The sequence below is a fragment of the Woeseia oceani genome, assembly GCF_001677435.1.
Classification (GTDB): domain Bacteria; phylum Pseudomonadota; class Gammaproteobacteria; order Steroidobacterales; family Woeseiaceae; genus Woeseia; species Woeseia oceani.
In genome coordinates this window covers 99,966-118,740 of the sequence record NZ_CP016268.1, presented here as the reverse complement: position 1 = coordinate 118,740, position 18,775 = coordinate 99,966, and the positions used below count along the sequence as shown (strand labels likewise).

Sequence of the window (18,775 nt, the reverse complement as noted above, 5' to 3'; positions counted from 1 at the left end):
TACGGTCAGAGAACAGCGGCAGCGGCAGGCACGCGGCTGCGGCGGTCTTTTTCCAGACGCTTCCTGATTCGTTGACGCTTGGCTTCGGACAAGTAGTCGACGAACAGTTTGCCTTCAAGGTGATCCATTTCGTGCTGGACACACACGGCGAGCAAACCTTGCATGTCCTGCTCTACGCGTTTGCCGTCACGGTCCAGGTAACTCACCCGAATGTGTTCGGCGCGTTCAACCTCTTCGTAGTATCCCGGTACGGACAAGCAGCCTTCCTCGGCCACCGCAACGCCGTCCATTTCCAGTATCTGCGGGTTGATCAATACGTAGGGATCGGTCTTTTCTGCGGAAACGTCAGCCACCAGCAATCGCTTGTGGACATCGACCTGGGTCGCAGCCAGCCCGATCCCGGGAGCCTGATACATGGTCTCGAACATGTCATCGATCAGGTCGCGCAGCGCGTCATCCACAACGTCGACGGGCGCCGCCTTGGTACGCAGGCGCGGATCGGGAAACTCAAGTATTTTCAGTATAGCCATAACAGGTACGGTCAAAACTCGCGTAAGTTACTACAAACTAATGCTAAATTTTTGACTTTATTGAATAAGATAGCGGACAATGCCGCCTTAATTAAGCGCCGCCAAAGGCCCCGCGGGGGTGGAATTGTGACGCGTTTGGCAGCTTGCAAGGCGTCGACACGACATATTATAGCAACGCCTGTCCGCCGACAGGTCAGATTTCACAATGGAGCCGCCGTCGATCATGTCCTTTAGCCATCCACGTACGAAAACCGGCATCCGCCTGTCGTCCCTAGTTTTGACGGCGGCACTGGCCGGCTGCTCCCTGAACCCGTTTGCCGACCGTGATGAAGCACCGGTGCGCAGTGAACGCCCGGCCCCTGCATCCGCACGCGCTACGTCCATGGATCCGAATGCCAACCGGACCTCGGCACAGACTGCCCCGCAACAGAATATTCAGCCGCTGAACCGCGTTCCGCTGGCATCCGGCCATCCGGATGAGTACGTCGTCAAACGCGGTGACACGCTGTGGGACATCGCAGGTCAGTTCCTGCAGGATCCCTGGCACTGGCCGGAAGTCTGGTACGTCAATCCACAGGTCGAAAACCCACACCTTATTTATCCCGGTGATGTCCTTGCCCTGGTCATGATCGACGGCCAGCCACGCATCACACTGCGCGGCTCGGCTTACCGCCTGTCGCCGCAAGCACGGATTACGCCGCTGGACGCCGCCGTTACCAGCATCCCTTACGAACAGATAGCGTCTTTCCTGTCACGCGGCATGGTGCTGGAGCGCTCACAGATTGACAGCCTGCCCTACGTACTCGCGACGCGCGGCCAACGCATGATCGCCGCAGCCGGCAATGATGTGTACGTGCGTGGCGGCGAACCGGCTGCTCCCGGCACTCGCTACAGCATTGTCCATGTCGGCGATGAGCTGGTGGACCCGGACGACAACAAGGTCGTGGGTTATCAGGGCATCTTCGTTGGCGAAGGCGCGCTCAGCCGTGGCGGCGACCCCGCTACCGTCAGCCTGACCGATACTAATCGTGAAGCCCTGACCGGTGACCGGCTGATTCCGGAGTCTGTGGACATCCCGTTGAATTTCTTCCCCAAAGCACCGGATACGGACGTCGACGGCAAGATAATTTCAGTGGTAGATGGTGTATCGCTGATTGGCCAGTATCAGGTAGTGGTTCTGAATCGCGGTGCCCGCGATGGCATCGCGCCGGGCGACGTACTGACCGTATTCCAGTCTGGCGAAGAAGTTCGCGACCGTTTTGCCCGCGGTTCAGACGGCTTCCTGCCCAGCTTCGGTGGCGAAAAAGTTCGTCTGCCGGACGAGCAAGCCGGTACGGTAATGGTATTCAAAGTTTACGACCGGATCGGTTACGGCCTGGTAATGCAGGCAACCAGCGAAATTCGCGTATTTGACGCCGTGCGCAGCCCGTAGCAAGCGCATTAACTCCGCTCCAGCGGGCCGGCGTTCGAATCACGAACGCCGGCTTTTTTTGTGCCTGTAATCGGAGTGCAGCAAACACATGAGCGACGAACGACGAGCCTGGCTGGCGCTATCACAAGCCAGCGTGCCCTCCTCCCTATTGGAAGCCTTGCTTGCCGAGTTTGGCGATGCCGCTGGCATTCTGCAGGAAAAGCGTGCGACGCTGATCCGCTTCGGCTTAACTGAGCGCACGGCCGATGCCTTGCTGCAACCGGACGAGGGCCTGCTTGCAAGCGCGCTGCGCTGGTCGGATGAAGCCGGCAATCGGCTAATACCGGTAACGAGTGACGATTATCCCGAACTGTTGCGGCGGATCAGCGGTTGGCCACCACTCCTCTATCTAAAGGGCTCGGTTGATGCCCTGCATTTGCCGGCCATCGCGATCGTCGGCAGCCGCAATCCCACCCGCGGCGGCGAGAACAACAGCCGGCAGTTCGCAAAGCATCTGGGCGAATGCGGCTTCACAATAGTCAGCGGTCTGGCACAGGGGATAGACAGTGCGGCACACCGCGGGGCACTGGATGCAGGCGCGGCAACCATTGCCGTGCTTGGCCACGGCATTGATCGCGTTTACCCGGCGAGCAATCACGAGCTGGCACACGCGATCACGAGCAACGGAGCGTTGCTGTCGGAATACCCGCTCGGCACGCCACCACGCCGGGAACACTTTCCGGCACGCAATCGCCTCATCAGTGGCTTGTCGCTCGGCACACTGGTGATCGAAGCCGCATACCGGAGCGGTTCACTGATCACAGCAAGGTTGGCCTCTGAGCAGGGCCGCGAAGTGTTCGCCATACCCGGTTCAATACACAATGCACTGGCGCGAGGTTGCCACCGACTCATACGCGACGGCGCGAAACTCGTGGAAAGTGCCGCCGATATCATCGACGAATTACAGCCGCTCGTTGGCCACCTGATGCAACATAAAGACACGGTCCAGCATGTCGAAAACAGCGCCGTTGTGCGCAACCCGGAGCACGAATCACTGCTGGCGGCGATGGGCTACGACCCTGTAAGTGCCGACGAACTCGCCGCCAATTCCGCATTGACGATCGATGAGGTTTGCTCCATGCTCCTTATTCTGGAGCTCGAGGGACAGGTCGAAATGCTTCCGGGCGGGAATTACTCGAGACTGAAACACTGCTAATACGGATTTTTAAGGAGCCGCTCCAGGCATGAAAGAGAACGTACTCGACGTATTGATGTATCTCTTCGAGACCTACATCGATGCGGATGAGGAGCCCGAGCCAAACCAGAACGTGTTGCGCGGGGAATTGGTCCGCGCCGGATTTGGCAGTACCGAGATTGATCGGGCGCTGGACTGGCTCGACGGTCTGACTGAAAACCACGACAGTCTGGCCTTCCATCCGCAAACTGACTCGTCCACCCGCGTCTACAGCGATGTTGAGCGCGAACGGCTCGACAGCCATGCGCGTGGTTTTATCCTTTATCTGGAGCAGATCGGCATTCTTTCGCCGACACAGCGCGAAATTCTCGTTGATCGGCTGCTTGCACTGGAGTCTCCCGACATTGATGTCGAGCAGATTAAATGGGTCGTTCTGATGGTCTTGTTCAGCCAACCCGGCCAGGAAATGGCTTATGCGCGAATGGAAGATCTGGTGTTTGAGGAGAACACCGGGCTTATCCACTGAGAGCCGGTTTAGGGGCGTTGTCGGTCCGTATCCTTGACACGCTCACTTTCTGCAGGTAATTGAACCGCGGCACAGCCTGCGGTTTTTTGCTTCAGGCCGTCACAAAGTTCTTTTACTTACGGAATCAGCATGTCGCGAAATCTTGTCATCGTCGAATCACCGGCTAAAGCCAAAACCATCAGCAAGTACCTGGGCAAGGACTTCGATGTACTGGCGTCGTACGGCCACGTACGTGACCTGGTGCCGAAGGAAGGTGCTGTCGATACTGACGCCGACTTCGCGATGAAATACCAGATCATCGAGCGCAACGAAAAGCACGTAAACGCGATCATCAAAGCCCTGAAGAAGTCCGACGCCCTGTACCTCGCGACTGACCCTGATCGCGAAGGTGAAGCCATTTCATGGCATCTGGTCGAGCTTCTGAAAGAAAAAGGCGTCATCAAGGACAAGCCGGTCCACCGCGTGGTTTTTCATGAAATCACCAAAGGTGCGATCAATGAAGCGATCGAACACCCGCGCATGATCTCGGACGAACTCGTTTGCGCACAGCAAGCGCGCCGTGCACTGGATTACCTCGTCGGCTTCAACCTGTCGCCGCTGCTATGGAAAAAAGTACAGCGCGGCCTGTCGGCGGGCCGGGTACAAAGCCCTGCGCTGCGCATGATCGTCGAGCGCGAGCTGGAAATCGAAGCATTCAAGGCCCGGGAATACTGGACGATCGAAGCTGACGTCAGCAAAGAATCGCAGCCGTTCGTTTCCCGGCTCATTCGCTACCGCGGCGAAAAAGTTGAACAGTTCAGCTTTGAGAACGAAGCCGCGGCCCGCGAAGTCGAAAGCACCCTGCTGGCTGCCGCCAACGGTACGCTTACCGCCGTAAAGGTCGACAAGAAGCAACGACGGCGCAACCCGTCGGCGCCGTTTACGACCTCAACCTTGCAGCAGGAAGCGTCCCGCAAGCTCGGCTTCAATACGCAATGGACCATGCGCGTCGCGCAACGCTTGTACGAAGGTATCGAACTGCCGGGTGAGGGCAATGTCGGTCTCATTACCTACATGCGTACCGACTCGGTCACGCTGGCGCAGTCCGCTCTCGATGAAATTCGCGACTTGATCGGCGAACGATACGGTGCGCAGAACGTACCGGCTGAAGCGCGCGTCTTTAAGACCAAGGCGAAAAACGCTCAGGAAGCGCACGAGGCCATTCGCCCGACGTCTGTCGCCATTACGCCTGAGTCACTCAAGGGCAAGCTCGACGAAGAACAACTCAAACTCTACACACTGATCTGGCAACGCACGATGGCCTGTCAGATGGTGCCCGCGATTTTCGACACGGTAGCGCTGGATCTGGCCGCCGGACCGCACAGTGATAAAGGTCACTTGTTGCGTGCCAATGGCTCGGTACTGGTCGAGCCCGGCTTTATGGCGGTATACCAGGAAGGCAAGGACGACAACGAAACCGACGATGGCGATCGCCTGCTCCCCGAAATCAGCCAGGGCGATACGATTTCGCTCGACAAGTTGCGCCCCGAACAGCATTTCACCGAACCACCGCCGCGATTCACAGAGGCGAGCCTTGTAAAGACGCTGGAAGAATACGGTATCGGCCGGCCCTCGACCTACGCCAGCATTATCATGACGTTGAAGAATCGCGAGTACGTCGAAATGGATGGCAAACGTTTCCTGCCTACCGATATTGGCCGGATCGTGAACGGCTTCTTGACCGAACACTTCACGCAGTACGTCGACTACGACTTCACGGCGCGGCTCGAAGACGATCTCGATGAAGTGTCCTTGGGCAAGAAAGAATGGATACCGTTGCTCAAAGAATTCTGGGCACCGTTTTCCAAGCTGGTATTGCACAAGGACGAGAACGTAACCCGCGAACAAGTCGCGATGGCCCGTGAGTTGGGTACCGACAAGAAAACCGGCAAACCCATCACTGTCCGCATGGGGCGATTTGGCCCGTTCGTACAAATCGGCACCAAAGACGACGAAGAAAAACCCAAATTTGCCGGACTGCGCCCTGGCCAGAAGATGAACGACATCACGCTGGATGAGGCGATGGAGCTGTTCAAACTGCCGAGAAAGCTGGGCGAGACAGCTGACGGTCTTTCGGTTTCTGCAAGCGTTGGCCGGTTCGGGCCTTACGTGCGTTACGGCGACAAGTTCGTCTCAATCAAAGGTGACGACGATCCGTACACCATCGAACTACCGCGCGCGCTGGAGCTGATAGAAGAGAAAAAGCGCATCGACGCAGAACGCCTTATTCTTGATTTCGAAGAAGAAGGCATTCAGGTACTGAACGGTCGCTACGGTCCGTACATCACGGACAAAAAGAAGAATGCACGGGTGCCGAAGGACCGCGAACCAAAGACACTGACGCTCGACGAGTGCAAGGAATTGCTGGCGGCAGCGCCCGAGCGCGGCCGACGCGGCAAAAAGAAAAAAGTCAGTGCGTCAGAGGCCAGCAGCAAGAAAACGGCAACTAAGAAAAAAGCCAAAAAGAAGACCAAGAAGAAAGCCAAGAAAAAGGCCAAGAAAAAAACAGCCAAGAAAAAAGTCGCGAAGAAGACAGCCCCGGCAGCCAAGAAAAAGAAAACGACGGGCAAGTCGACTGACGGCGCAGAAGGTTAGGCTTCATGATGCCGCTGCGCTGGGCCGGCCGACTCGTCCGCGCAGGCGGCGTCGTTGCTTACCCGACCGAAGGAGTCTTCGGCATAGGCTGCCGGCCGGACGACGCCGCTGCTGTCATGCGCATCCTCGAGATCAAGCAGCGCGATCCACTCCAGGGCCTGTTGCTGATCGGTGCGTCTTTGGAACAATTCGACGGCTGGATCGACTTGCCCGCGAACGCACCGGATCTTCGATGCAGCGCTGAACGACCGGTAACCTGGGTAGTGCCGGCAACGGATGCGGTGCCGGTTTGGATAAAAGGCCGGCATGAGAGCGTGGCCATCAGGATTACAGCGCACCCCGTGGCCGCTGCACTCTGCCAGATCGTGGGCATGCCGATCGTCTCAACCAGCGCGAATATCAGCGGCAGACCACCTGCCCGGACCTCTTATATACTTCACAAGCAATTCGGCCCGCTGGTCGACGCCATCGTGCCGGGTCGCTGCGGTCCTGCCATTGGATCGTCGGAAATTCGCGACCTCTGCAGCGGCCGGATCGTCAGAGCAGCCACACAATGAACCAGACAGCACCCGATCAAGACGCCGTAAAGACCTACCTGCAAGGCTTGCAACAGAGCATTTGCGCCGCGCTGGAAGTAACCGATGGCAGCGGCCGGTTTCAACACGACAGCTGGCAACGCCAGGGTGGCGGTGGTGGTGAAAGCCGGGTGCTAACACAGGGCGACGTGTTCGAGCAAGCCGGCGTCGGCTTCTCGCACGTCTACGGCGACACCATGCCGCCGTCCGCGACCAAGAGTCGGCCCGAACTGGCCGGCCGTGCCTTCACGGCGATGGGCGTGTCACTGGTCCTGCACCCGGAAAACCCCTACGTCCCGACCACGCACGCCAACTTCCGCTTCTTTACAACCGTCGCGGATGACGGACCGCCGGTCTGGTGGTTCGGCGGCGGCTTCGATCTGACACCTTATTATCCGTTTCACGAAGACGTGCTGCATTGGCACCGCACAGCGCGAGATGCCTGTCAGCCGTTCGGCGATGATTACTACCCCCGCTACAAAAAGTGGTGCGACGAGTACTTCTTTTTAAAGCACCGTAATGAAACGCGTGGCGTCGGCGGGCTGTTCTTCGACGATCTTAACGAACCGGGTTTCGAGCGTTCTTTTGAATTCGTGCGCACAATTGGCGACCGCTTCCTTGCGGCCTACCTGCCTATCGTAGCGGCTCGCAAGGATGCGGAGTTCGGCGAGCGAGAACGCGAATTTCAGTTGTACCGGCGTGGTCGTTACGTTGAGTTCAACCTCATTTATGACCGCGGCACTCTGTTCGGCTTACAGTCTGGCGGGCGCACGGAGTCCATCCTGATGTCCCTGCCACCGCGGGTACGCTGGGAATACGACTGGTCCCCGGAGAGTGGCTCGCTCGAAGAGCGTTTGTACACCGACTACCTGCGACCCCGCGACTGGCTTGCGGAAGAAGATCGGAAGGAGCGCTGATATGGCATGGATCGACGAAGTCAGTATCGACGACGCCGACGACAAGCTCGGCCGAATCTATGCCGCACTTATCGAACAACGCGGCAAAATATCCAACATCATGCAGGTGCAAAGCCTCAACCCTGAGGCAATGCAGAACCATCTCGATTTATACATGACTATCATGTTCGGCAAGTCCGGGCTGTCGCGCGCCGAACGCGAGGCGATTGCGGTCGTCGTATCCGCCAGCAATGAGTGCGCTTATTGTGTACAGCACCATGCCGAGGCATTGCGGCGCTACGTGAAAGACGACGATACCGTGCAGGCCTTGTGCTCGGCCGACAATCTGGATTCGCTGGAGCCACGGCTGGGCAATATCGCCATGCACGCCGAAAAACTCACCACGGCGCCGGGCGCCATGACCGACAGCGATTTGCACGACTTGCGCGCGGTTGGCTTGAGCGACCGTGACATTCTCGATCTCACTCTGATCGTGGGTTATTTCAATTTCGTCAATCGCATAGCGCTCGGATTGGGGGTCGCTTACTCCGCCGACGAACTGTCAGGTTACCGGGACGACGCCTGAGCTACAGGCCCGGACGCCACTGCACCAGTCCCGCCCGAACGGTGCCAGGGCCGGCAACCGGCCATCTGTCCACTACCTGATGAGTGTGGTAACTTCGTTGCGGAATAAGCGGTTACACAATGCATTTCATGCAGACTGGTGTCCCGTCGGACGACGCGGCGGGTAACAGGAAATCACGTGAGCGAACTTCGAACCATGGCCGCCGCCCTGTGTGGCGTATTGCTGACCGCCGCATTCACAACGGGTGGCGCCAGCGAACTGCGCGAAGGCGGCCCCGTCGCCGCGTTTCGTTTTGCGGATGAAGATACCCAATCCACGAAGATGTACATCGTGCAGCTTCGTGAGCCCGCAGCCGCCGTTTACCACGCCAAGCAACGCATTGCGGGCTCCGGAAAATTGTCTGCGCCATCCCGCTTTGACAAGAACAGTGCGGCTGTCCAAAGCTATGCGCAGCGGCTCGGCAACGAACAGCAGTCCGTGCTGGCCAAAGCCGGACCGGGGGCCGTGCAGGTATACAGTTATCGCTACAGCCTGAACGGTTTCGCCGCCCTCATGACGCCAGCGCAGGCCAACAAGCTGGGCAATCTTCCCGAAGTGCAGCAGGTCTGGGAAGACGAAATCCGGCCGTTGTCGACCAACTACAGCGCCGAGTTTCTCGGCCTGTTCGATTCGGACGGCGGTTTGCGTGGTGATCTGGGGCTGACCGGCGAAGGTGTGGTGATCGGCGTCATCGACAGCGGCATTGCCCCCGAACACCCGATGCTGGCGGATACCCGCGAGGCACCGCGACCACGACTCTGCGAGTCGACCTGGGCGAAAAACAGCTTGCTCGGACGCTGGCTATGCCGACGCTTCAGCCGCCTGCCGGACGTAGTTGTCTACGATCCACCGGAAGACTGGAACGGCAGTTGCGAAGCCGGGCCCGAATTCGATGCCAGCCTTTGCAACAACAAGCTGATCGGTGCGCGCTACTTTTTCGCGGGCGCGCAAAACGCCGGCCCGATTGATGAAGGTGAAATCTACTCGGCACGGGACGTTGATGGCCACGGGACCCACACTGCCACCACCGCCGCTGGCAAACGAGTGGAGGCCGGGATTTTCGGCACGGTACTCGGCCGTGTCGAGGGCATGGCCCCGCGAGCCCGGGTTGCCGCCTACAAGGCGTGCTGGCTGCGGCCGGGCGCAACCCGCTCCAGCTGTAATACATCCGATCTTGCGCTGGCCATCGATACCGCGGTCGCTGATGGCGTCGACATCATTAACTATTCCGTCGGCAACTCACTGCAGGAAACCACTGCGCCCGATGACCTGGCACTGATGGCCGCGACCAAAGCCGGTGTACTGGCGGTTGTGGCCGCCGGCAACGAAGGCCCGAATTTCGCCACCGTAGGCTCGCCCGCCGGGGCACCGTGGGTCATGACCGTGGCGGCCTCCAGTCGTGAAGGTGAGCATTCACTGGAAGCCTTGCAGATAGATGCACCGGCATCACTCGCCGGCAAGTACGCGGTCAAGGAAGGCAATTTTGGTGCGCCTCTCAGCGACAACGACCCTATCGAAGAAGATCTTGTACTGGTTGATGACGACGACAACACACTGGAAGGCGGCGTCAGCGGCACAACCTTCGATGCCTGCGAACCGCTGGTGAATGGCAGCGAAGTCAGCGGCAAGGTTGCCCTGGTCCAGCGCGGCGGTTGCGACTTCACCGTCAAGGCAACGCATGTTGAAGATGCCGGCGCCATCGCCATGCTGGTCGCCAACATAGCTGGCGATCCGACGGTCATGACCGGCGCGGCCAACAGCGTGGATATTCCGGTACTGATGATTGGTCAGGCAGACGGCAATCGCATACTCGATGAGATTAACGCCGGCGAAACGGTCGAGGTGGTGCTGGACAAAGGACTGTTTCTCGCGGTCAGTGACGACGGCAATGTCATGGGTTCATTTTCCTCGCGCGGTCCGGGGCCGTCGCAGGACATCCTCAAACCCGACGTGACCGCGCCCGGCATCAATATTCTGGCGGGCTTTACGCCTGACGCGATCAACTCTGTGCACGGTGAAAACTTCGCGTTTCTGACCGGCACGTCCATGTCAGCACCGCATGTCACCGGTATTGCGGCCCTGTTGCGTGAAGCCCATCCGGAGTGGAGCCCGACGGCAATCAAGTCCGCCCTGATGACCTCCGCGTACCAGGAGGTCAACCAGGCAACGGGCACGACGCAGGCCATACCGTTTGATTTCGGCGCAGGTCACATCGACCCGAACAAGGCGCTGAACCCCGGCCTCGTCTACGACGCAGACGATGATGACTACGACGCGTTCGGCTGCGCGATTCGCTCGCCCGTCATACCGGCAGCGCGTTGCGACGAGCTGGTCACCGCCGGTGTGTCTCTGGACCCCAGCGACATGAACCAACCCTCAATCACGGTCGGTCGTCTGGCAAATTCGCAAACAGTGATCCGCCGGGTGACGAATGTCAGCGACGTCGCCGGCAATTACACGGCCAGTGTTGTGGCTCCATCGGGTATTGAAACGGTCGTAAGCCCCCAGGCATTGAGTCTTGCGCCCGGTGAAAGCGCAGAATTCGAAGTGACCTATACCTACTCCAGTGGCCCGCTGAACAGCTGGCGCTTTGGCAGCCTGACCTGGAACAGTGAAGACATCGCCGTACGCAGCGCGCTTGCCGTGCGCCCGGTGTCACTTACCGCACCCACCGAATTCGGCTCGTTCGGCGGTACCGGTTCTTTGAGTTTCCCGGTTGAGTTTGGCTACGACGGCGCCTATGAGGCACGCGTTCACGGCCTCAATTTGCCGCTGGTACTGAGGAGCAGCGTACAGGCTGACCCCGACAAGACCTTCCAGTTCAGCGACGAAGGCGCCGGCGCCACGGCGCACACCTATATCGTGCCGCCCAATCAGGCCTATCTGCGTTTTGCCTTGTTCGATGAGTTAACGGATGGCAACGACGACCTCGACATGTACGTCTACTATTGCCCGGACAACATCAACTGCAACAAGATCGGTGAGAGTGGCAACGACACTTCAAATGAACAGTTCAACCTGATGTTACCGGGTGCCGGCACCTACGTCGTATTTGTGCACGGCTTCGAAACCGACGAGGTTACCGGCGGGCCCGGCACTGAATACGACATTGTTGCCTGGCAGTTCGGCCTGAATGACAACGCCGGCAACATGAGCGTAACCGCACCTGCGACGGTATCGTCCGGAACAACGGAGACAGTCCAGGTTGACTGGAGCAACCTGCTGTCCGGCACCATTTATCTGGGCGGAATCTCGCACAACACGCCGGAGGGGCTTGTTGGCATTACGGTAATCAGCGTACGGAACTAATGAACCCGAAAACAGGAATGTCCGGCGTACTTTCGCCGGTAGTCACCCCCTTTCGCGCTGATTTGAGCGTCGATGCCGACGCTCTCGTGCAGCAATGTCGCTGGTTGCTGTCGCAAGACACCGGTCTTGCTGTTTTCGGCACTAACAGCGAAGCAAATTCGCTGTCAGTCGCGGAAAAAATCGAGCTGCTGGAAGCGCTGGTTGACGCCGGTATCGACACCTCGAGAATGATGCCCGGAACAGGCTGCTGCGCCTTACCGGATTCCGTGGCACTGACGCGCGCTGCCGCCAAACTGGGCTGCGCGGGCACACTGATGTTGCCCCCGTTTTACTACAAGGGCGTTGGCGACGATGCACTCTACAGAAACTATTCCGAGATCATTCAGCGGGTCGGCGACGAAAGGCTTCGCGTGTATCTCTATCACATCCCGCCGGTGGCGCAGGTCAGCATCAGTCTGGACCTCATCGAGCGCCTGCTGCGCGACTACCCGGGCACTGTCGCCGGCATCAAGGACAGCTCAGGTGACTGGGCCAATGCCGCTTTGATGCATGAACGGCAATGGGACGATTTTCAGATCTTTGTCGGCACGGAAACCTTGTTGCTCAACAACATGCGGGCCGGCGGTGCGGGCTGCATATCCGCGACGGCCAATGTAAATCCAGCGGCAATAGTCGATCTGTACCGCAACTGGCAGTCAGCCGACGCCGACGCGAAGCAACAGGCCCTTGCAGACCTGCGTGGCATCGTGCAGCAGAAGGCGATGATCCCCGCTTTGAAAGCGATTGTGGCGCACTACAGCGGCAAACCGGAGTGGCGCACGGTGCGTCCGCCCCTGTTAAGCCTCGATAACAAGGACTACCGCGGGCTTATCGCCGCTCTCGAAGCACAGGGCTTCACGATGCCAGGGTTGGCGAGCAGCCGCTGAACAGCGTTCAGAGTTTTTTTCCGAGCGCGACGCATTCCTTGTAGCGAAAGCAATCAGTCAGGTGATCATTGACCAGACCGGTGGCCTGCATGTGTGCGTAAAGGATCGTGCTGCCGACAAACCTGAAGCCACGCTTTTTCATGTCCTTGCTCATTGCGTCGGACTCCTTTGACGTGACCGGGTAATCGTCGTCGCGGCGCAGCCGGTTTTGCTTCGGCTTGCCGTCGACGAAGTCCCATATGTAATTGCAAAAACCGTCGAACTCCTCCTGTACGGACAAGAAAGCCCGGGCGTTGCTAACCGCAGACTGCACTTTCAGACGGTTGCGCACGACACCCGGATCGAGCAGGATTTTTGCGATGCGCTTCTCGGTGAAACGCGCAACTTTCTCGGGGTCGAAATCGGCGAAGTTCTTTCGATAGCCCTCGCGCTTGTTGAGTATGGTAGACCAGCTCAATCCTGCCTGGGCGCCCTCCAGAATCAGAAACTCGAACTGTGTCCGGTCATCGGTAACCGGGACTCCCCATTCGGTATCGTGATATTCGATATACGCAAGGCCGACACCTTCCGACCACTTGCAACGCTTGACCTTTTTGCTCATTGCGCAGAGACCCTGATCAGGACTACGGGAAAGCCGAATTCTAGCAGTGCCGGGTTTGACCGCCCACGTCGAGTATGTGCGCAGGGTGCACAGTTTTGCCGTCTTGCATGACGCCAATGCGACCTGGCGGCGGGTCAGCGACATTCACCTGCAACTCAGCAACGGAAAAAAAGCCCGCGGTACTCCGCGGGCTTTTCAGGCTTTATGCGCCGATCAGGTCGTTAGACCGATCTGCTATAAGGGCTGTTGGCCGCTTATTCTTTCTTGCCGCCGCAGCTGCCTTCAGCGCCTTTTTCCTTGTCACCGCCACAGCTACCTTCGGCACCTTTTTCCTTGTCACCGCCACAGCTGCCTTCGGCGCCTTTTTCCTTGTCACCGCCGCAACTGCCTTCGGCGCCTTTTTCCTTGTCACCGCCGCAGCTGCCTTCAGCGCCTTTCTCCTTGTCACCGCCGCAACTGCCTTCAGCACCTTTTTCCTTGTCACCGCCACAGCTGCCTTCGGCGCCTTTTTCCTTGTCACCGCCGCAACTGCCTTCGGCGCCCTTTTCTTTGTCACCGCCGCAGCTGCCTTCAGCATTCTTATCGCCCTTGTCGCCGCCGCACTTGCCTTCGCCACAACTGCCCTCACCGGCGCCCAGCATGTAACCGGCGCTCAGCGTCTGCATTGCGAACGGGCTGGCGCCGGTTTCAGCATTGGCAACGCTGGCGAATGCGAACGATCCGGCCAGAGCCGCGCCAACGGCCAGTGCAACAGGTTTCGCTATTTGCTTGTTCGACATTTCTAATCTCCTACCTCTGGTTTACATGCCCAGGCCGGGCATCATGCTTAAGCCCAGAATCGGGCTTTACGTTGTTTGCCTCTCAGCGAATCGGATCACCTCAGGTTGACCATTTCACTGAGTCGATAACACGGTGACTGACGTCGTCAATTCGCTCGTCACTGACGCCAATGATAGCGATGCTGCCCTCCCCGAGCGGGAGAATGACACCGTTGATGGAGCGACCTGTAAGTGGAATCGGGCCATCGATCGGTTCGTCCGGCAGCAGCAGCAAGGTTACCGGGCCGCGCTCCCCCTGAATAACCAGATGTGGAATGATTCTGCCGTTGATTTCACAGCTGCGTGCGTACGTGATCAGCCCTATCCCCGGGCTCATTTGGACCACTTCTTTACTGACCACGCTGTTCAAGGTTCGTTCCGACACCGGATCGTTGCTGATAACCCGCGAACCAGCCTCGTGGTCCAGGTGAGCGACAACCTGGTCGGCCAACGACAACGGCGGGACATCCGGTGCCAGTGCCTGCAGACCAAAATAGGCCGCCAGGGCTATTCCGGCCGCCATACCAAACCATGTCGGCGTGCTCATCCGGCGGCGTTGCGGCAGCGTGCTCACGCTGGCGGCAACCTCCGGCTCGGGCAATTCGGGCAGTTCCAGCGCCGGTACAGGGATATTGAGAGCCGCGGCGATACGCCGATCCAGCGCTTGCAGTTCATCGCGGGCCGCACGGCACGACGCACAAGACTCAGCATGCAAAGCGCCACCGCCGAATGACTCCGACGGATCTTCCGCAATTGCCTGTCTGTAGCTTTCGCAATTCATGCTCGTCCCGTTCATGAGGTGGCACCCGTATCGAACTGTGCTTTCAACTTGTGTCGTGCCCGGTGCAGGCGGGTCAGCACCGCACCGGCTTTAATGCCCATCAAGGCCGCAATCTCGTCGGTTGTATAACCCAGCAATACCTGCAATACCAACGGCTCCCGGTAATCGTCCTCCAATTCAAATAACGCCCGGCGCATGTCGTCGGTGTCGCTATCCTCATCCTCAGCAATGATCAAAGACTGCGCCGGAGTCAGGTTATCGACGTCCACGGTCTCGAGCCGTTTGCGTTCGAAATACCGCGCGTTCTCGCGCCTGACTATCGTCAATACCCACTGCTTCGCCGCACTGTCATCGCGCAAAGAGTCCAGCGACTTCCAGGCCCGCAGCAGTGCTTCCTGCACAACGTCCTCGGCAATGCCGGGGTCGCGATTGAGCCATACGGCATAGCGGTACATGTCTCTGTGCAACACCGCGACCAGCCGCTCGAAGCGCTTTTTTCGCGCGATTGTCGCCCTGCTTTCTGTCATACCAAGAGACCTGCTGAGATTCGTCTTTATTACCCGGAATTGGTGTTTTTCTTGACGAAGCGTAGAAACCTTATCGGAATACGTGGAAAATCCAAGTTTTCCGAGCCTTTGCGACCCTTTATGAGCAACTACCTACACGCTGGATTTCCGTCTGCCCGCCTGCGCCGCGCCCGCAAGAGCCCCGCGCTCCGCCGCCTGGTAGCGGAGACTACACTCAGTCCCGCCAATCTCGTATACCCGCTGTTCGTGTTACCCGGCGAGGGCCGCCGCGAAGTTGTTGCGTCCATGCCCGGCATTGAAAGGCTCAGCATAGACGGAATTCTGGCGAAAGCCGCAGAAGCTGAGGCACTGGGCATTCGGTCGCTGGCCCTGTTTCCGGTCATCGAGCCGGCGCAAAAATCCTTGCGCGGTGAGGAATCGGCCAATCCCGAAGGACTGGTTCCGCGCTCTGTGCGTGCATTGAAAGCGGCGCACCCCGGGCTGGTGATCATCACTGACGTGGCGCTCGACCCGTACACCACGCACGGTCAGGACGGCATCATCGACGAGAGCGGCTACGTGCTCAACGACGAAACCGTCGAGACACTCGCGCGCCAGGCGGTAGCGCATGCCGATGCCGGCGCCGACATTGTTGCTCCGTCCGACATGATGGATGGCCGTGTGGGCGCCATACGCGATGCTCTGGAGGCCGCCGGCCATTCGAACACCGCGATCCTTGCGTACGCGGCGAAGTACGCATCGTGTTTCTACGGACCGTTCCGGGATGCCGTTGGCTCGGCCGCCAACCTTGGTTCAGGTGACAAGCACAACTATCAGATGGCCGCCTCGAATTCTGACGAGGCGCTGCGCGAGGTCGCGCTTGATCTGGATGAAGGTGCCGATTTCGTCATGGTGAAGCCCGCGCTGCCTTACCTCGATATCGTGCGTCGGGTGCACGACACCTTTTCGGTACCGACCTTCGCCTACCAGGTGAGTGGCGAGTACGCGATGATTCGTGCCGCCGCTGCCAATGGCTGGCTGGACGAAAAAAGTGCCGTGCTGGAATCACTGTTGTCCATCCGGCGTGCCGGCGCCTGCGCCATACTGAGTTACTTTGCGCTCGATGCCGCACGCTGGCTGAACGAAGACTAATCCGCCGAATGGCACCTCTCAGACGCACGAATTGCGCGCGGTCGACAGACATGGAAGCAGGAAGAAAATAATGAGCGCGATCAACAATTCGCCAACGGCAGAGTGGGCGCGATGAGTGCACCGGATCGTTATGGGGTAATGGGCTATCCCATCTCGCACAGCCGCTCGCCCGTCATTCACCGCCTGTTTGCTTTGCAATCCGGTCAACACATGCAATACGAACTGCTGCAGGTGGCACCCGATAAACTCGAATCCGCCGTACAACAATTTCAACGCACGGGTGGTCGCGGGCTGAACATCACGGTACCGCACAAAAGTGAAGTCGCCAGGCTGGCCGATGAATTGAGTGACCGCGCCCGTATTGCAGGAGCGGTCAATACCCTGATTTTTCAGGACGAGAAGATCTTCGGCGACAACACGGACGGCATCGGGCTGGTGCGTGATCTCACGACCAATCTGCAACTCGAATTGCGTGGCGCACGTATTTTGATCCTCGGCGCGGGTGGCGCGACCCGCGGCATCGCCGGCCCCTTGCTCGACCTGCAGCCCCGCTCGCTGGTTATCGCCAATCGAACGCTGGCCAAAGCCGAGGCACTCGCGACCCACTTCTCCAGCTACGGTTCAGTCACCGCCTGTCGTTTCAACGACTTGCCCGACAATGAGCCCTATGACCTGGTCATCAATGCGACCTCGGCCGGGTTCAAAGGCGAAAACCCGCCTTATCCGGAATCCGCCGTGGGCAGTGCAACGGTGTGTTACGACCTGTCCTACGGTCTCACCGCCACCCCGTTCAGCCAGTGGGCTGCGGCGCAAGGCGCGGCGAGATCGCTAATGGGCTGGGGCATGCTCGTTGAACAGGCCGCTGAATCATTTCAGCTCTGGCGCGGAGTCCGTCCGGATACCATCACGGTTCTAAACCAGATGACGATCAACGCATCGTAACGAGTTCTTCCGCACTGGTCGGGTGGATTGCCACCGTGTCATCGAACTGCTTCTTGGTCGCACCCATGCGTATCGCCACTGCAAAGCCTTGCAGTATTTCATCCGCACCATCGCCAATGATGTGACAACCAACGACCCGCGCGTCGTCGCCGGCGGTAACCAGCTTCATCGTTGTAGGCACTTTCGTCTCACTAAGCGCGTACTGCATGGGGTTGAAGCGTGACTGGTACACCTTCACGTCTTCACCGTATTCCGCACGGGCTTCTTCTTCGCTGAGACCGACGGTGCCAATCGGCGGGTGTGTAAAGACTACGGTCGGGATACAGCGGTATTCCAGGTGCCGCCCCGCCATGCCGCCGTACAGGCGATCTGCGAGACGTCGACCCGCGGCGATAGCGACCGGCGTCAGCGCAGCGCGTCCGGTGACATCGCCCAGCGCAAAGATGTGCGAAACGTTTGTCGCCTGAAAATCATCAACCGGAACAAAGCCATTGTCATCCGTTGCTACCCCCGCCGCCGCAAGGTTCAACGCGTCAACATTGGGCGAACGACCAATGGCCCAGAGCACCGTATCAACCGGCCCGGCGGTCCGGCCATCGGCGGCGGTCACGACCAATCCGGCAGCGCTCTTCGTAACCGAGACAGGCACAAAGCCAGTTGCAAATACCACGCCAGCGGCCTCCATCGCCGCGCGTGCTTCGCTGCCCAGCATGGGATCGAAGTCACGCAGAATAGCGTCTTTGCGCAAAAGCACCTGCGTTTCGGCTCCCAGACCATTGAGCACACCAGCCAGTTCAACCGAGATATAACCGCTGCCGACGACAGCGACGCGGTCAGGGCGCTCTGCCAACTCAAAGAAACCATCAGAGGTAATGCCCAGTTCGGCGCCGGGTATGGATGGCACGCTCGGGTAACCGCCGGTCGCAATGACGATACGCTCAGCGGTGTAAGTTTCGCCGTCGATCGCAATGGTGCGGTCATCGACAAAGCTCGCCGTACCACGCAGCAGGGCCACGTCGCGACGCCCGAGGTTGCTCTCGTAGATGCCGTTCAGACGCTCGATATAAGCATCCCGGCGCGTTTTCAGCGCCGACCAGTCGTGTCCTTGCAGCTCGACAGCAAAGCCGAAATCGGCGGCTTGTTCAACCTGATGATGATGGTGCGCGGCATACCACATCACTTTTTTGGGCACGCAGCCAACGTTGACGCAGGTGCCACCCAACGGACCGTTTTCAATCACTGCGGCTCGCGCACCGTACTCCGCTGCACGTTGTGCATGTGCCAATCCGCCGCTGCCGCCGCCGATCACCAATAAGTCAAAATGTCTTGTCACGAAAACTCCTGTTGC

At 58.9% G+C, this 18,775-nt stretch carries 17 protein-coding genes; 11 read left to right on the top strand and 6 right to left on the bottom strand.

All coding sequences use genetic code 11. The features are described from left to right. Positions 1–5: 5 nt before the first annotated feature. Positions 6–530: a peptide deformylase gene (gene def, locus BA177_RS00485; RefSeq protein WP_068611753.1), complete on the bottom strand. Its 525-nt coding sequence runs from the start codon at positions 528–530 to the stop codon at positions 6–8. A gap of 223 nt (positions 531–753) precedes the next feature. On the opposite strand from def, the gene BA177_RS00480 reads away from it, so the two are divergent. The 9 genes from BA177_RS00480 (at position 754) to BA177_RS00440 (ending at position 12,627) form a co-directional block, all read left to right on the top strand. Beyond that, positions 754–1,962, top strand: a complete 1,209-nt coding sequence (locus BA177_RS00480; RefSeq protein WP_197493245.1) for a LysM peptidoglycan-binding domain-containing protein — start codon at positions 754–756, stop codon at positions 1,960–1,962. Between the two features lie 88 nt (positions 1,963–2,050). Then, the gene (gene dprA, locus BA177_RS00475) at positions 2,051–3,157 is read left to right on the top strand and encodes a DNA-processing protein DprA (protein WP_068611751.1); all 1,107 of its coding nucleotides are present in this window, start codon (positions 2,051–2,053) and stop codon (positions 3,155–3,157) included. Positions 3,158–3,185: 28 nt separating this feature from the next. Next, positions 3,186–3,662: a DUF494 family protein gene (locus BA177_RS00470; protein WP_068611749.1), complete on the top strand. Its 477-nt coding sequence runs from the start codon at positions 3,186–3,188 to the stop codon at positions 3,660–3,662. Positions 3,663–3,791: 129 nt separating this feature from the next. Then, entirely contained in the window at positions 3,792–6,296 is a 2,505-nt protein-coding gene (locus BA177_RS00465; RefSeq protein ID WP_068611747.1) for a DNA topoisomerase I, read from the top strand. A gap of 5 nt (positions 6,297–6,301) precedes the next feature. After that, a complete protein-coding gene (locus tag BA177_RS00460) occupies positions 6,302–6,853 on the top strand; it encodes an L-threonylcarbamoyladenylate synthase (RefSeq protein ID WP_068611745.1) in 552 nt (183 codons plus the stop codon). Beyond that, a complete protein-coding gene (gene hemF, locus BA177_RS00455) occupies positions 6,850–7,788 on the top strand; it encodes an oxygen-dependent coproporphyrinogen oxidase (RefSeq protein WP_068611743.1) in 939 nt (312 codons plus the stop codon). Before BA177_RS00460 ends, hemF begins: the two co-directional genes overlap by 4 nt. A gap of 1 nt (position 7,789) precedes the next feature. Beyond that, positions 7,790–8,353, top strand: coding sequence for a peroxidase-related enzyme (locus BA177_RS00450; RefSeq protein ID WP_068611741.1), 564 nt, complete (start codon positions 7,790–7,792; stop codon positions 8,351–8,353). Between the two features lie 177 nt (positions 8,354–8,530). Continuing rightward, positions 8,531–11,701, top strand: a complete 3,171-nt coding sequence (locus BA177_RS00445) for a S8 family serine peptidase (RefSeq protein ID WP_156762621.1) — start codon at positions 8,531–8,533, stop codon at positions 11,699–11,701. Further along, complete coding sequence (locus BA177_RS00440) at positions 11,701–12,627, top strand: dihydrodipicolinate synthase family protein (protein WP_068611737.1); 927 nt, start codon at positions 11,701–11,703, stop codon at positions 12,625–12,627. Before BA177_RS00445 ends, BA177_RS00440 begins: the two co-directional genes overlap by 1 nt. A 7-nt stretch (positions 12,628–12,634) precedes the next feature. Here the strand turns inward: BA177_RS00440 and BA177_RS00435 are convergent, their stop codons facing one another. The 4 genes from BA177_RS00435 to BA177_RS00420 form a co-directional block, all read right to left on the bottom strand. After that, on the bottom strand, positions 12,635–13,228 hold the full coding sequence (locus tag BA177_RS00435; protein ID WP_068611736.1) for a DNA-3-methyladenine glycosylase I: 594 nt from the start codon (positions 13,226–13,228) through the stop codon (positions 12,635–12,637). Positions 13,229–13,482: 254 nt separating this feature from the next. Further along, positions 13,483–14,007: an HvfA family oxazolone/thioamide-modified RiPP metallophore gene (locus BA177_RS00430; protein ID WP_068611734.1), complete on the bottom strand. Its 525-nt coding sequence runs from the start codon at positions 14,005–14,007 to the stop codon at positions 13,483–13,485. A 100-nt stretch (positions 14,008–14,107) separates the two neighbouring features. Next, positions 14,108–14,842, bottom strand: a complete 735-nt coding sequence (locus BA177_RS00425; protein WP_068611732.1) for a DUF3379 family protein — start codon at positions 14,840–14,842, stop codon at positions 14,108–14,110. After that, positions 14,839–15,354 carry a sigma-70 family RNA polymerase sigma factor gene (locus BA177_RS00420; protein WP_068611730.1) on the bottom strand — a complete coding sequence of 172 codons (516 nt, stop codon included), beginning with the start codon at positions 15,352–15,354 and terminating at the stop codon, positions 14,839–14,841. Before BA177_RS00420 ends, BA177_RS00425 begins: the two co-directional genes overlap by 4 nt. Positions 15,355–15,474: 120 nt before the next feature. Here BA177_RS00420 and hemB point away from each other — a divergent pair, with 120 nt between their 5' ends. Then, complete coding sequence (hemB, locus tag BA177_RS00415; RefSeq protein WP_068611729.1) at positions 15,475–16,485, top strand: porphobilinogen synthase; 1,011 nt, start codon at positions 15,475–15,477, stop codon at positions 16,483–16,485. A gap of 111 nt (positions 16,486–16,596) precedes the next feature. Then, on the top strand, positions 16,597–17,427 hold the full coding sequence (aroE, locus tag BA177_RS00410) for a shikimate dehydrogenase (RefSeq protein WP_068611725.1): 831 nt from the start codon (positions 16,597–16,599) through the stop codon (positions 17,425–17,427). Here aroE and gorA read toward each other — a convergent pair. Beyond that, positions 17,414–18,760 (bottom strand): glutathione-disulfide reductase, encoded by a 1,347-nt coding sequence (gorA, locus tag BA177_RS00405; protein WP_068611723.1) that lies wholly within the window; start codon positions 18,758–18,760, stop codon positions 17,414–17,416. The two genes, aroE and gorA, sit on opposite strands and share 14 nt — an antisense overlap. Positions 18,761–18,775: the final 15 nt, after the last annotated feature.